Raw genomic sequence first — 13,198 nt, 5'->3', positions numbered from 1 at the left:
CTAGAAAGTCAACCAGTAATGAAAATTATTTTTAAACTTTCTTTCTAAAACCCAACTCAACCATCTCATGCTAAGTTACTGTTTTATCAGAAGTTTTAATCTTCATCACCGCCGATGGATGTGCATTATAGACCAATCCCAAGCAAGCGCAACCCCTATTTTTAAGAAAATACTTCAGTTGATTATTATTTCTACAAAAATGCCGATTTTCCCTATTTTTTGAGCATTAAAGGTATAGGATTGGCCAATGTACTTAATAATTTCTCTTTTTTATTGTGTTCCTGAAAGCGCAAGGAGCGGCAATCTATATATTCACAGTAGCCCCCGTCCCCATGCTCAGTCTCGCCATTAATTCTAACTTCGTAATTAAAGCTTCCAACATAACCCGCAGCCAGACCAAATTTGAAATCTCCTCGGCTTTGTCCCTGCAGCCAGATCTGCATTCCTTTGCCATCTTCATAGCACCATTCAAACTCACGCGGCAGATACATCTTTTGCCCATTTGGAGTAGTCACACTCGGATAAACCCGATGCACCTTGAAATAGACTTTTTGATCGAACATTTGACTGGTCATATTTTTCAAGTCACGCAGATAAATTCGTGACTGCACAATGCTGTTCAGACTATCTCGAATTTGTGCCAACAATAATTGCCGTCCTTCACTCAGGTTAATAATCTGATAAGTCAGAAAGGCTAAAGGCAAATAGGGAAAATTAAAGCTTCGTGCAAATTCAAAACTACCTAAACTCTCGATAAGGTATTTCTGATCTTTATAATGTAAGGTGCCCTGACAATAACAAAGCAAAGACCAATGATCAGCCAGTGCAAAGCGCATTTGGGTAAAGTGTGAAATCAGATTGGTCGTATGGATGCTGAGATCAAAGCCCAGTTCAGAATCAAAACGTTGTAAACGAAAATGTGGAAAGTCGCCGGTCAGTTTTTCACGATCTAGAAACTGAAACAGGCCATACTGAAACTTGCAATCCTTTTTGATTGAATAGCAATTTAATTGTCCCGCCATATGCGGACTGGTACTACAGATTACTGTGGCTGTATCCAGTGCATTGGTTTGAATAGCACTCGGGTTAGCCAACATCGGTGCATTAGGCTGACCAATAATACTCAGAAAATTAAGATAATGAAGGGGTGCAGGCAGATCAGGAAGCGTCAGGCCCTGATGAATAATTTTATATTTCTGGTTTGGCCCATGATAGGCAAGATTATGCTGGGAAACAGCAGGAGTCTGATTCAGCTGTTTCGAACGATCTAGAAAATCTTGAAGAAACTGCATCTCAAACTCCTTATTTTTATATTGTTATAAGGTACTCTGTCTTTTTGCCATAAAGGTTGTAAGGAAACCAGACAAGGCATAGATGACAGAGATCACGAGAATCCCTACCGGAATATTATAAGTCATCGCTGCAAAGATAAACACCGCGATCGGCAACACGAAAAACGGTACCCGTCTACGCTCTACGGTTTTAAATGAATAGTATTTGATATTAGAAATCATCAATAAGCCAACGATTACAATAATTGCAGCATTAATGATTTGTACAGTAAAATCACGAATATCAAACACAGCCGGGAAGTCCAATCCTACCCAGACCAGTGAAATAATAATGACGGCTGCTAATGGACTCGCAACGCCAATAAAATAGCGTTTATCCACCACTCCAATCTGAACGTTAAAGCGGGCTAGACGGAAAGCTGCACAAGCCGTATAGACAAAACAAGCCGCCAGACCGATACGGCCTAAATCACTTAATCCCCAGCTATACATCAAAATAGCCGGTGCCACCCCAAATGCCAGCATATCGGATAGTGAGTCGAACTGTTCACCGAATGGACTTTGTGCCCCAATCGCACGTGCCACACGACCATCGAGACCATCAAATAAAGCTGCCAAGAAAATGGCATAAATAGCTTGCTGAAATTCGCCATTCATACTGGCAATAATCGAGTAAAAGCCTGATAACAACGCAGCGGTTGTAATCAGGTTAGGCCACAGATAGATACCTCGACGCTTAACTCTTTGCCCTTCCTGGGTATGCTCTACCTCTTCCACCTCGAAGGTGATGCCATCAAATGGCAAATCTTTCGAAGATTCGTGTTCCGGCTTATTTGTACTTGTCATTCTTGTCGATCCTAACTATGACCCGATCTTTAAAATATTATTCGCCTACTAACCAACGAACTGCTGCATGACCGCCATTTTCCTGCATACGCAAATGCGGGAATAACCATTGCAGCGCTTCGTCTGCATCTTCAGAGAACTTCCAAGGTGGGTTAATCACCAGTAAACCACAACCATTTAAACCCACTGGTGTATCATCTGGCCATACACAGATTTCACATACCAACTGACGGCGAATCCCGGTCTTGAACATTTTCTTCTCGAAACGTTCAATCATGGCACGGTCTTTAATTGGGTACCAAACTGCAAATACGCCTGTCGGCCATTTTTTATAAGCAGCAACCAGTAATTCAACCAGCTGTGGGAAGTCTTTACGCTCCAGCTCATACGGCGGATCGATCATCACCAGACCACGTTTTTCTTTCGGTGGAATGACTGCGAGCAAGCCTTCATACGCATCACGCTCATGCAAACCGGCGCGTTTGTCAAAAATGTTATGACGTAACTGCTGGAACACATCACGCTGCATTTCAAAAATGGTGGCCTTGTCAATTTCACGCATGCCTTCCAGTGCAAACCAAGGTGAACCCGGATATGCACCTTTACCAAAGTTTTCACGCATTTTCTCAACAATTTTTAAATATTGTTGTACGCCTTCTGGCGCATTACGCTTGACCGAATCATCCAGCTTGATCAGACGATGAATACCGTTCAGGAATTCCCCTGACTTTTGCGCTTCAGAGGTGGATAAATCATATTTACCTGCACCACCATGTGTATCTACATAGCGATATGGTTTATCTTTTGCATTGAGTCGAGTCAATAATTGAAGCAACAATACATGCTTCATGACATCGGCAAAGTTGCCAGCATGGTAATGGTGACGGTAATTCATGTTTCATTAATTCCTAATATCAACCGCTATTTTAACATGAAAAATAGTTTCGTTCAGACCCGATTCTTACATAGAATAGCGCGACCCCAATTTACCCTTCTAGGTGAGTTTCTATGGAAGCAGTTCAACTCCCGGCAACCTGGCCAGTTGATCAGATTATTGATGATCTAGATCAGCATGGTTTTAGCATGATCGACAATGCTTATGCCCCATCCTATGTTGAACAGCTGATTGCTGAATGTACCAGTAATCTGGAACGCTTTCGTGATGCAGCCATTCAGAATGGCGTAGTCAGCAATATCCGCAGTGATCACATTCTCTGGCTCAATGAAGATCTGGAAATTTCTAACCAGCATGTGCAAACCTTACAGGCTTTAGGTCATGAGCTGAACCGCGCTTTCTTCCTCGGCATTAAAGATGTGGAAGCCCATTTTGCCTGCTATAACGCGGGTGAGTTCTATGCCCTGCATCGCGATAATCCTCAAGGCAAAAATGGCCGGATGATTTCTGCGGTTTATTATCTGCATGATGATTGGCAAGATAACTGGGGCGGCGAACTACATCTGCAGGATAAAAATGATCAATGGCATATTATCCAGCCTAAACCAAACCGTATTGCCTTCTTCCAAAGTGATTTAATGCATGAAGTTTTAAAAGCCAAACATCAACGTTTATCAATCACCGCCTGGTTAAGAAGTGATACCTGTTTGCTCTAATCCTTTTTCAACGCTTTAAATTTCAATTTTCAGCCTCATATAGCAATCATTGAGATATGAGGACTGCGTTCATGCGACCAACCCCCAAAGAGATCATTGCACGCATTGGTGAAACAGATCAGCTGTTTTTAAATGGCAATACGCCTGAGCTGGCGCTTGAACGGGCTGATCTTCGTCTGCAACTGGTGACCATCAGTCAGTTACGTCAAGAGCAGGCGCATTTCCTGCAAGAAGCGATTGTTCTGCTGGAGCAAGGCCGGATTGAATTTGAAGAAATGCCACTGGATTTGTATATCAATCTGTCTTTACACCTGGCCAAAGCCTATATGATCTACTTTGAGCTGACCAAAGAAGATCATTATGCGCTTATTACCCAGCAGATTCTAAAACCAATGACCAATTATGAGCATGCGGACATTTATTTCTTCCTGGCTTATGCATCTGCCAGTAAGAAAGAGCCTGCCATGACTCGTCACTGGTTAAATAAATACAGTAAAACGGCCCAGTTTGACCATGAACTGGTAGGCCAGCATCCGGCATTTGATGAATATCGTCAACTGGAATGGTTTATTCAGATTCTGCGTAGCCGTATGCATTAAAACAACGAAATCTGTTCTTATAAAAATGCCTCACATTGATGAGGCATTTTTTATGAATTAATTTAATTGACTCAAGCCAGACGGCGTCGATCTGCATCCAGATGCAATTGCTGATTCAGTTCATCAATCCAGATTGCCCAGTCATCATCCTGTACCAGATGACTAATTAACAGCGAACGCTGCGCTTTATTCCAGAACGGTGCTTCATGCAGTGACATATGGGCAGGTAGCTGATGAGTACGTATATAAAGCTCAATTGCCGCCGGGCTGTTAGCCAGGCCGAGTTGAGAAAATAACAGTTCTAAGGATGGTTGGTTCTTCCCGAGCATATGCCCTCCTTATATCAGATATATTGTAGTTATTTATAGGACTAACTTATAAGATAAGACAAAAAAAACCTAGTCAAAGGACTAGGTTTTGTTGTGTCTTTTTGTATAAAGAAACTTTAATTGCTTTCAGGGCCTTCTTTATCACTTTCGACATGTAAAAGCTGGTTCAGTTTATCAATGATTACGATCCATTCATCATCCTGATGCCAGTGTTCGCGAAGAAAAGCGCTTTGCCCCTCATTCCAGAAATCTGCATCCGGCAAAATCACGTCTGATGGTAGCTGATGATTTTTGGTAAATTCATCAATTGATGCTTCATCAGCAGGCAAGCCTAATTGCTCAAATAATAATTCTAAAGTCACTTGCTGTTCTAATACCATTCGCTCACTCCATCATAAAAATAATCAGTTCATTGATTTGAAAATATTATTGACGCTTAGAAGAAGGTAGATCACAAGAACCACTTCCTTCCGCCTCAATATGCAATTGCTCATTGAGTACATCTACAAAAATTGCCCAGTCATCATCTTCTTTCCAGTGACCAATCAGAAAATCATGTTGGTTTTTGGTCCAGAAAGGAGCTTTATGTAAGGGGACGTCCATCCCAATCTGATGGGTTTTGATAAATTCATCGATTGCTTCCGGGCTTGAATCCAAGCCGAGTTGCTCAAAAAAAAGTTCCATGGTAGGTCGCTGCTCTAACATCTCAGTACCTCCTCTTTTGTTGATGATTCTTCTTATTAAACTAGATGAGCCACTCGCAAAGTTCAGTTGTCCCTCCTTCACAAGATGTTATTTTTTGTTCTTTAAATTTTTTAGAAATAGCAATAAAAAAGCACCCCCAATGGAGTGCTTTTTTAACTTAATCTTAAAAAGATTAAATTATTTGATCATGTCAGCAACTGCAGCGCGCTCTTCTTCAAGCTCGTTCAGTGTAACGTTGATACGTTCACGGCTGAATTCGTCGATTTCAAGACCTTGAACGATTTTGTATTCACCGTTTTCAGTAGTTACAGGGAAACCGAACATTACGCCTTCAGGAATACCATAAGAACCGTCAGAAGGAATACCCATAGTTACCCATTTTCCGTTTGTGCCAAGAGCCCAATCGCGCATATGGTCGATTGCAGCGTTTGCAGCAGAAGCAGCAGAAGACAAACCACGTGCTTCGATGATCGCAGCACCACGTTTACCAACAGTTGGAAGGAATACGTCTTTGTTCCAAGCTGCATCGTTGATTTTGTCTTTCAAGCTTTCGCCGTTTACGTTCGCAAAACGGTAGTCAGCATACATTGTTGGAGAGTGGTTACCCCAAACAGTCATGTTTTCGATGTCAGAAACTGCAACACCCGCTTTTTGAGCAAGTTGAGTTAACGCACGGTTGTGGTCAAGACGCAACATTGCTGTGAAGTTTTTCGCTGGAAGATCTGGAGCAGATTTCATTGCGATGTAAGCGTTAGTGTTAGCAGGGTTACCTACAACAAGAACTTTAACATCACGGCTAGCAACTTCGTTCAGTGCTTGGCCTTGACCAATGAAGATTTCGCCATTTACTTTAAGCAGGTCAGCACGTTCCATACCAGGACCACGTGGACGTGAACCAACTAATAGAGCATAGTCTGCATCTTTGAAAGCTACTTTAGGATCATCAGTACCGATCATGCCCGCCAATAATGGGAAAGCACAGTCGTCTAGTTCCATCATTACGCCTTTAAGCGCTTGCTGAGCTTTCTCAACAGGAATTTCTAATAATTGAAGAATAACTGGTTGGTCTTTACCAAGCATTTCACCGCTTGCGATACGGAATAATAGGCTGTAACCAATTTGACCAGCAGCGCCAGTAACGGCAACGCGAACAGGTTGCTTCATGTAATTATCTCCAATTGAGAGGATCGTCATAATGATTAAATAGCTGTTCTATCTAATCTTAATAATCATAAACGGCAAAGATTGTACTCCAATCCTCTTCGAGATGCATGTAAAAGAGAATGGATTTCAACAAAAGTATGATAGGAAATATAAATTAATTTGGCTAAAAAGCTTAGTATGTCCCTTTTATTGTGACAGTTTTTGGGCATGTATTAATAATGTTTGCAGGACAGCCTTTATAACCCCCATTGGCGTTATAGCAGACCTGGATGGAGGTCAGCAGGCTGGATGCGCGGGTCTGATGGCAGTTAAAGCGCAATGCTGTTGAAGGCAGTTGCGGATTGATTTTCAGAAATTTGGAACGCAGCATATCAATGGAAACGGTATGACTTTCCTGCTCGGTGAGTTCTTCAGGAACTTTCAGACGATCAGCATGATTGATCACGGTACGAAAATACTGCGTGGCATTCATCGGAATACAACCACCAATATTATGCCAGAGCAATGCGCGGGTATTTTCATCCGGCATGATACGGGCCACCACTTTAGCCTGCAAAGGCGGTAACTTCGCAGAACTGGTAGTAGTGCAATGTGTTGATGTGGTTTGAGGATAGAGACCAGAAATATTTAGGGAATAACCTTCAAGACATTTTCTTTTTTTACTGTAGGCCGGATCCAGACTGCAAAGTGCCGGTACCATCTGGATGTCCATGACATAACCCGTTGGCAGTGCAAAGGCAGCTGGACTTGCTGCTAAAAATAAAAGCGCAGCCCATCCAGCAGAAATTTGAGCACCCCTTATTCCCTTGATCAACAAACTATCCTTCCCTTAGATTTTTTGAATGCTATGGTGTATTACGTAACGGAATGGCTTGCATACGCTTACCGACCGATTGTGCGCCCTGTCCCAATAAAATACCGTAATATGTCGCGTTCGTCATGACATGTTTCACATAATCTCGCGTTTCCAGTAAAGGAATGGTTTCGGTATATTGATCCGCAGCAATACTTTGGAATTCGGGTTGCCAACGGCGGGCACGGTTCGGGCCGGCATTATAACCTGCTGTAGCCAGTACTGGACTATTGCTCAATTGACGCTGAATTGTTGATAAATAGTAAGTTCCGTAACGGATATTGGTGTTCATATCGGTTAAGGCTGCGGGGTTATAAGTCTCACCCATTTGACGAGCAACCAGTTTGGCGGTGTCCGGCATGATTTGCATCAAACCACCAGCGCCTACATGAGAGCGTGCGCCGGTATTAAACCGGCTTTCCTGACGCATCAAACCATAAGCCCAAGCGGCATCAATGCCAGCATTACGGCTATGGCTCACGACATAATTCTGATGTGGCATCGGATAACGATAATTGTAATTATGCTTGTCCGCAGTACGATCTGCTGCATAAATGGCACGGTCATACCAGCCCATATCCATCGCACGTTTGGCTGCTGCCAACAGTAAATCGTCATCTTTTCTTAAATAAGCCTGTCGAACTGCCCAGTTCCATTCACGGTTAATATAATTCTCTGGCGCATTAATACTACGCAAGACAAAGGCACGGCGGAAATGAATATCTTGGTTCAGGCGTTGCATGGCCTGGCTGGATGGCTGTGCCGAGTTCGGTGTAGAAGCCGTTAACTGGCCTAATCTATCTCGCGCTAGCAGGTTATGATAATCCTCACCGACTGCCAGTTTTTTATAGATACTTTCTGCCGCCTGTTTTGAAGCGCGATCTGTGCGCTGTTCACTGGCACGTGCCAGCCAATATTGCCAGCGGTCTTCCTGTTTCTGGTTCACACTCATGGCATCAATGGCACGAATCAGACTTTCCCAGGCACTAAAACGAATCGCCTGACGGGCATAAATTTCGGCTTCTTCCGGACTAAATGGCAAACCATAACTGGCATCCAGATAGTTCAGCACTTCACGGTTGAAGTTATTTTTCATTACCGTAGTGCCGCCGATATAACCCACAGTTCTGAATAGTGTTTTTTGTACTTGTACCGGTGTGCCTTCAGCAGTACGTTTTACAATGGACATTGCTGAATCAAGATCGCTATCTGCCAGACGCCCCAACGCATAAATCAGATAGGCATGATCAGCGGCAGTACTTTTAGGGGCTGACCATAAATAATTGGTTGGATTGGCCTGAATCGTATTGAGCTGAGCCAGAGACAGGTTAAGCCCTAAACCTTGTGCAGTGGCAATAGCCTGTCCAGACTGACCAGCACGTAATTGCACCCACAAACGCTGCTGGCGGTCTTCATTGGTCATAAGCGGACTGGATAACATCATGCGTCCCAAGCCTGTACAAGACTCAGGTTGAGAATTGGTGGTTAGCCAAACATCCTTAAACTCAGCATAAACCAGCTGATCGCCACTTTTGGCACGGACTTGTGCAACTGCACAGGCTTCAGCCGGATCGGCATTGGTGACATATTGCAGAACTGGTTGCGCAGTAGAAAAGTCAGCCATTTTGACTTTTTCTTCGACATAATCGGCTGCGAGTTTTTCTGCCATAGCCGACTGAGGATAACGTTGGGCGAAACTGATAATTTGACTGGCAGGTTGTGAGCCAAGATTCTGGTTCAGAATCCAGTATTCAGGATAATAGCCCAAGACATCATTTTGCATGGCAGACTGATATTGTTGTAATTGTCCGATATTTCCAGCATTTGCCGCGCGTAAGGCATCATTAAATTGTTCTTCTGCTGCCTGCACACTCATTGAACAGAGACACGCCACACTCAAGCTTAGTAATTTATAATATTTCTTCATATTTTTAGTGTGTTTAAACATCAATTTGCCTTCTATCATCGAGTTTTCGCCCAGCCCCTGTTGCCTATCATAAGAGTTAGCCGGAAAATTATAACCCACTGTATTGTTCACTTATGTAACCTTATGATTAGACAATATTAATTTTCAGACACTTTTTGTCCATAAATCAATATTTTCCCAGCCGCATTTTAGGCTATAAGTTTAAGCGACTTTCCTGCTAAAATATGCGCCTTTTAAAGATTTCAGAACGTGAATTGAATTTTTATTTACCCGTTTGCCTATGCAAACAGGTTATTCGTTCACTCTTTCGACGTATTACCTTGTAGGAGCCTACATGACGGTTCAAACCTTCATTCCGAATGGTGCCCCAGCTGCCTCAGAAAACACTGTCACCCAGCCAGCGCACACCCCAGCCATCGATGGTTCAGTTAAAAAACTGTATATCGAAACGCAAGGGTGTCAGATGAATGAGTATGACAGTCACCGTATGGCAGATCTGCTGGGCGATTCCCACGGCTATGTGCTGACCACTGATCCTAAAGAAGCGGATATTCTGCTGATGAATACCTGCTCGATCCGTGAAAAGGCACAAGAAAAAGTATTCTCAGAATTGGGCCGCTGGCGCAAGCTGAAAGAAAAAAATCCGGATCTGATTATTGGTGTCGGTGGATGTGTGGCTTCTCAGGAAGGTGACAATATCCAGAAACGTGCCAATTATGTAGACATGATTTTTGGTCCGCAAACCCTGCACCGTTTACCGCAAATGCTGGACCAGCATTTTGAGCAGGTCGAAAAACCGAAAAAAGAAAAAATTAAACTGGTCGATATTTCGTTCCCGGACATCGAAAAATTTGACTTCCTGCCTGAACCGCGTGTTGAAGGTTATAAGGCCTTTGTTTCGATCATGGAAGGCTGCTCAAAATACTGTTCATTCTGTGTAGTTCCATATACACGTGGCGAAGAAGTATCTCGCCCGCTGGATGACGTTCTGGCTGAAATTGCTGGCTTAGCAGAAAAAGGTGTGCGTGAAATTTCCCTGCTCGGTCAGAACGTAAATGGTTATCGCGGTGAGACCTTTGACGGTAAAATCTGTACTTTTGCCGATCTGTTACGTTTGGTTGCAGAAATTCCGGGGATCGGCCGTATTCGTTATACCACTTCGCATCCACTGGAATTCAATGATGATTTGATCCAGTGCTACCGTGACCTGCCACAGATGGTGTCGCATCTGCATCTGCCGGTACAAAGCGGTTCCAATGATGTATTGCAGGCGATGAAACGTAACCACACCATTGATGTGTATATCGAGAAAATCGAAAAGTTACGTAAAGTTCGTCCAGACATGCATTTATCTTCAGACTTTATTATCGGCTTCCCGGGCGAAACCGATGAGAACTTCGAAGAAACCTATCAGTTTATTCAGGATCTGGATTTCGATCACTCTTATAGTTTTGTTTATTCAAAACGTCCGGGCACCCCTGCTGCAGAGCTGGAAGATACAACACCTGAACAGGTGAAAAAAGAGCGTCTGGCCAAAGTTCAGGAGTGGATTAAACAGTCCAGTATTCGTAAAACAGATGCTATGCTCGGTACAGTCCAGCGCGTACTGGTTGAGAAAGTTTCTGATAAAGATCCGAATGTTCTGGTGGGTACAGCAGACAATACCCGTTATGTCACCTTTATTGGTGATGCATCGTGGGTAGGACGCTTTGCAGAGATCGAAATCACCGAAATTAAAACTTTAAATTTAGTTTACGGTGAGCTCTTGAATCTTGAGCCTGACGTGGCGTAATGTAGAGCATATAACGTACACTTCTAAAAGGAACACTCTTGACTGCAACGATTCGACGTACAGTAGCTTTTCCTGGAATTTCGATGGACCGTTTACAAGCCGTCTTAGGTGCCTATAACGGTCATTTGAAACAAATTGAACAACGTTTAGACGTCAAAATTTCCCACCGAGGTGAAAGTTTCTTTATCGATGGTGGAATCGATGCCGTTGAGAGAGCCGAAATGCTCTTGCAACGTCTTCATGAAGAATCTGAACACAGCCAGCAGATCAGTGCAGATACTTTGCATATGATGATTCAAGGTAGCCAGACCGATCGTGAACTCCAGGAGAACCTGGAAGAACAGGAACATACCGGTCTGGACAATGTCTGGCTGCAAACGCGCAAAGGCCGGATCAATCCTCGCGGTGCCAACCAGAAACGTTATGTACAGCGTATTCTGCAAAGTGATATTTCCTTTGGTATTGGCCCTGCGGGTACCGGTAAAACCTATCTCGCCGTTGCAGCCGCTGTAGATATGCTGGAGCGTAATGAAATCCAGCGTATCCTACTGGTTCGTCCCGCAGTTGAAGCAGGTGAAAAACTTGGCTTCCTGCCGGGGGATTTAACCCAGAAGATCGATCCGTATTTGCGTCCCCTTTATGATGCCCTGTATGAGATGCTTGGTTTCGAAAAAGTGGCCAAGCTGATCGAACGTCAGATTATTGAAGTTGCACCGCTTGCCTATATGCGTGGTCGTACCCTGAATCATTCTTTTGTGATTCTGGACGAAGCCCAGAACACTACACCTGAACAGATGAAGATGTTCCTGACCCGTTTAGGTTTCGGTTCACGTGCAGTGATTACTGGTGACGTGACTCAGGTGGATTTACCACGAGGTCAGCAGTCTGGTCTGGCACATGCCTTACGTGTGATTGATAAAATCCCTGAAATTCATATTACCCGTTTCCATTCTCGTGACGTCGTGCGTCACCAGCTGGTTCAGAAAATTGTTGAAGCCTACGAAGGCTGGGACAGTGAACAGCAGCGTTTAAGCGCTGAGGCTCGTGCTGAGCGTAAAGCCCGTCAGGAAGCCTTGATAGCCGAGAATGATGCTGCGGCTGATGCACAGCATTAAAGCTGCATTGTTATTTAATTTTTAAGGATTCACGTTGAAACTTAGTCTCTCCCTGCAACAGGACTTTCAGTCACCAGAACTGGTGCTGAAACGTGCCTATATTAAAAAAGTTGTAGAAACCACTTTGCGCCATATCGGTACCCAAAGTGATTGTGAAATTGGCATTGCCTGTGTCGATAATGACGAAAGTCATAAACTCAATCTGGAATATCGCGGCAAGGATAAACCGACCAATGTCCTGTCTTTTCCAAGCGAACTTCCAGATGAAATGGCACAGGTTCTGGATGCTTTCCCGATCGGTGATCTGGTGATTTGTATTCCAGTAGTGCTGCGTGAAGCTGCTGAACAGGACAAAGCTCCACTGATCCATTTCACCCATATGCTGGTACATGGCACTTTACATCTGATGGGTTATGACCATGAAACTTCAGAGGAAGATGCTGAAGAAATGGAAAGCATTGAGATCGAGATTCTGGACAAACTGGGTATTGCTAATCCCTATCTGGAAAGAGATTAAAATTCAACAATTAAAAAGCGGGCCAAGGCTCGCTTTTTTCATTTTATTCACTTCATAATAAGCTCAATTTAAGAAATAAAATAAAAACCTTCATGAAATATGTCGTGATTTTCAAAGCGCAAATTAAAGAATTAGATCAGTGTTATTTTGAAACAGCCCAGCGAATGAGAGAAAGAGCCCTTTCACAATTTCAGTGCCAACATTTTGAAGCCTTGACCGAAGGTACTCAAGAAATTGCACTTTCTTACTGGAACAGTTTGCATGATATTCGCGCTTGGCATGCAGATGCTGAACATCAGGCCGCTCAAGAGCTAGGGAAAAATAGCTGGTATACATATTTCAGCGTGGAAGTCTGTGAAGTTTTACGGCGCTATGATGCACATTTAAATTAAATACTCATCGATCCTTATTTATTTTTTTCTTGATCTGTTCTTAGATACAGAGTTTT

Annotated in this window: 15 protein-coding genes; 6 read left to right on the top strand and 9 right to left on the bottom strand. The window is 43.4% G+C overall.

What is annotated here, in order from left to right; all coding sequences use genetic code 11:
- Positions 1-212 precede the first annotated feature (212 nt).
- From FTV34_RS10530 to FTV34_RS10520, 3 genes are read right to left on the bottom strand one after another with little or no spacing between them, the layout of a single operon-like run.
- Positions 213-1,292 carry a DUF6670 family protein gene (locus FTV34_RS10530; RefSeq protein WP_180012345.1) on the bottom strand — a complete coding sequence of 360 codons (1,080 nt, stop codon included), beginning with the start codon at positions 1,290-1,292 and terminating at the stop codon, positions 213-215.
- 24 nt (positions 1,293-1,316) lie between these two features.
- Positions 1,317-2,138 carry a CDP-diacylglycerol--serine O-phosphatidyltransferase gene (gene pssA / locus FTV34_RS10525; RefSeq protein WP_005233819.1) on the bottom strand — a complete coding sequence of 274 codons (822 nt, stop codon included), beginning with the start codon at positions 2,136-2,138 and terminating at the stop codon, positions 1,317-1,319.
- Positions 2,139-2,175: 37 nt separating this feature from the next.
- Positions 2,176-3,033: a 23S rRNA (adenine(2030)-N(6))-methyltransferase RlmJ gene (locus FTV34_RS10520; protein ID WP_004786802.1), complete on the bottom strand. Its 858-nt coding sequence runs from the start codon at positions 3,031-3,033 to the stop codon at positions 2,176-2,178.
- A gap of 113 nt (positions 3,034-3,146) precedes the next feature.
- Between FTV34_RS10520 and FTV34_RS10515 the strand changes: the two genes are divergently transcribed.
- Both FTV34_RS10515 and FTV34_RS10510 read left to right on the top strand, forming a co-directional pair.
- Positions 3,147-3,749, top strand: a complete 603-nt coding sequence (locus FTV34_RS10515; protein ID WP_159122608.1) for a 2OG-Fe(II) oxygenase — start codon at positions 3,147-3,149, stop codon at positions 3,747-3,749.
- A 71-nt stretch (positions 3,750-3,820) separates the two neighbouring features.
- Positions 3,821-4,348 (top strand): hypothetical protein, encoded by a 528-nt coding sequence (locus FTV34_RS10510; protein WP_180012347.1) that lies wholly within the window; start codon positions 3,821-3,823, stop codon positions 4,346-4,348.
- Positions 4,349-4,419: 71 nt separating this feature from the next.
- On the opposite strand, the gene FTV34_RS10505 is transcribed toward FTV34_RS10510, so the two are convergent.
- The 6 genes from FTV34_RS10505 to FTV34_RS10480 all read right to left on the bottom strand — a co-directional run bounded on the left by FTV34_RS10505 (position 4,420) and on the right by FTV34_RS10480 (position 9,275).
- Positions 4,420-4,677, bottom strand: coding sequence for a DUF2789 family protein (locus tag FTV34_RS10505; protein ID WP_104425715.1), 258 nt, complete (start codon positions 4,675-4,677; stop codon positions 4,420-4,422).
- A gap of 116 nt (positions 4,678-4,793) precedes the next feature.
- Positions 4,794-5,057 (bottom strand): DUF2789 family protein, encoded by a 264-nt coding sequence (locus FTV34_RS10500; RefSeq protein ID WP_005233812.1) that lies wholly within the window; start codon positions 5,055-5,057, stop codon positions 4,794-4,796.
- Positions 5,058-5,103: 46 nt separating this feature from the next.
- On the bottom strand, positions 5,104-5,382 hold the full coding sequence (locus FTV34_RS10495) for a DUF2789 family protein (protein WP_004786814.1): 279 nt from the start codon (positions 5,380-5,382) through the stop codon (positions 5,104-5,106).
- A gap of 177 nt (positions 5,383-5,559) precedes the next feature.
- Positions 5,560-6,546, bottom strand: a complete 987-nt coding sequence (locus FTV34_RS10490) for a malate dehydrogenase (RefSeq protein ID WP_004786815.1) — start codon at positions 6,544-6,546, stop codon at positions 5,560-5,562.
- Between the two features lie 172 nt (positions 6,547-6,718).
- A complete protein-coding gene (locus tag FTV34_RS10485) occupies positions 6,719-7,357 on the bottom strand; it encodes a ribonuclease I (protein ID WP_179992790.1) in 639 nt (212 codons plus the stop codon).
- Between the two features lie 34 nt (positions 7,358-7,391).
- Positions 7,392-9,275 (bottom strand): lytic transglycosylase domain-containing protein, encoded by a 1,884-nt coding sequence (locus FTV34_RS10480; RefSeq protein WP_257218525.1) that lies wholly within the window; start codon positions 9,273-9,275, stop codon positions 7,392-7,394.
- Positions 9,276-9,660: 385 nt separating this feature from the next.
- Here FTV34_RS10480 and miaB point away from each other — a divergent pair, with 385 nt between their 5' ends.
- The 4 genes from miaB to FTV34_RS10460 all read left to right on the top strand — a co-directional run bounded on the left by miaB (position 9,661) and on the right by FTV34_RS10460 (position 13,142).
- Positions 9,661-11,118, top strand: coding sequence for a tRNA (N6-isopentenyl adenosine(37)-C2)-methylthiotransferase MiaB (gene miaB / locus FTV34_RS10475; RefSeq protein WP_179992786.1), 1,458 nt, complete (start codon positions 9,661-9,663; stop codon positions 11,116-11,118).
- Positions 11,119-11,156: 38 nt separating this feature from the next.
- The gene (locus FTV34_RS10470; RefSeq protein ID WP_004786823.1) at positions 11,157-12,233 is read left to right on the top strand and encodes a PhoH family protein; all 1,077 of its coding nucleotides are present in this window, start codon (positions 11,157-11,159) and stop codon (positions 12,231-12,233) included.
- A 34-nt stretch (positions 12,234-12,267) separates the two neighbouring features.
- Positions 12,268-12,750 (top strand): rRNA maturation RNase YbeY, encoded by a 483-nt coding sequence (gene ybeY, locus FTV34_RS10465; RefSeq protein WP_159122610.1) that lies wholly within the window; start codon positions 12,268-12,270, stop codon positions 12,748-12,750.
- A gap of 92 nt (positions 12,751-12,842) precedes the next feature.
- Entirely contained in the window at positions 12,843-13,142 is a 300-nt protein-coding gene (locus tag FTV34_RS10460; protein ID WP_125279719.1) for an antibiotic biosynthesis monooxygenase, read from the top strand.
- The last annotated feature ends 56 nt before the right edge of the window (positions 13,143-13,198 follow it).

Origin of the sequence: Acinetobacter sp. YH16038, assembly GCF_013417275.1 — a bacterium.
Classification (GTDB): domain Bacteria; phylum Pseudomonadota; class Gammaproteobacteria; order Pseudomonadales; family Moraxellaceae; genus Acinetobacter.
This window is presented reverse-complemented; position numbering and strand designations above follow the sequence as displayed.

Excerpts from the sequence above, each read along its gene's own strand:
- FTV34_RS10530 (WP_180012345.1), bottom strand. The coding sequence starts at position 1,292 with ATGCAGTTTCTTCAAGATTTTCTAGATCGTTCGAAACAGCTGAATCAG.
- pssA (WP_005233819.1), bottom strand. The coding sequence starts at position 2,138 with ATGACAAGTACAAATAAGCCGGAACACGAATCTTCGAAAGATTTGCCA.
- FTV34_RS10520 (WP_004786802.1), bottom strand. The coding sequence starts at position 3,033 with ATGAATTACCGTCACCATTACCATGCTGGCAACTTTGCCGATGTCATG.
- FTV34_RS10515 (WP_159122608.1), top strand. The coding sequence starts at position 3,147 with ATGGAAGCAGTTCAACTCCCGGCAACCTGGCCAGTTGATCAGATTATT.
- FTV34_RS10510 (WP_180012347.1), top strand. The coding sequence starts at position 3,821 with ATGCGACCAACCCCCAAAGAGATCATTGCACGCATTGGTGAAACAGAT.
- FTV34_RS10505 (WP_104425715.1), bottom strand. The coding sequence starts at position 4,677 with ATGCTCGGGAAGAACCAACCATCCTTAGAACTGTTATTTTCTCAACTC.
- FTV34_RS10500 (WP_005233812.1), bottom strand. The coding sequence starts at position 5,057 with ATGGTATTAGAACAGCAAGTGACTTTAGAATTATTATTTGAGCAATTA.
- FTV34_RS10495 (WP_004786814.1), bottom strand. The coding sequence starts at position 5,382 with ATGTTAGAGCAGCGACCTACCATGGAACTTTTTTTTGAGCAACTCGGC.
- FTV34_RS10490 (WP_004786815.1), bottom strand. The coding sequence starts at position 6,546 with ATGAAGCAACCTGTTCGCGTTGCCGTTACTGGCGCTGCTGGTCAAATT.
- FTV34_RS10480 (WP_257218525.1), bottom strand. The coding sequence starts at position 9,275 with ATGAGTGTGCAGGCAGCAGAAGAACAATTTAATGATGCCTTACGCGCG.
- miaB (WP_179992786.1), top strand. The coding sequence starts at position 9,661 with ATGACGGTTCAAACCTTCATTCCGAATGGTGCCCCAGCTGCCTCAGAA.
- FTV34_RS10460 (WP_125279719.1), top strand. The coding sequence starts at position 12,843 with ATGAAATATGTCGTGATTTTCAAAGCGCAAATTAAAGAATTAGATCAG.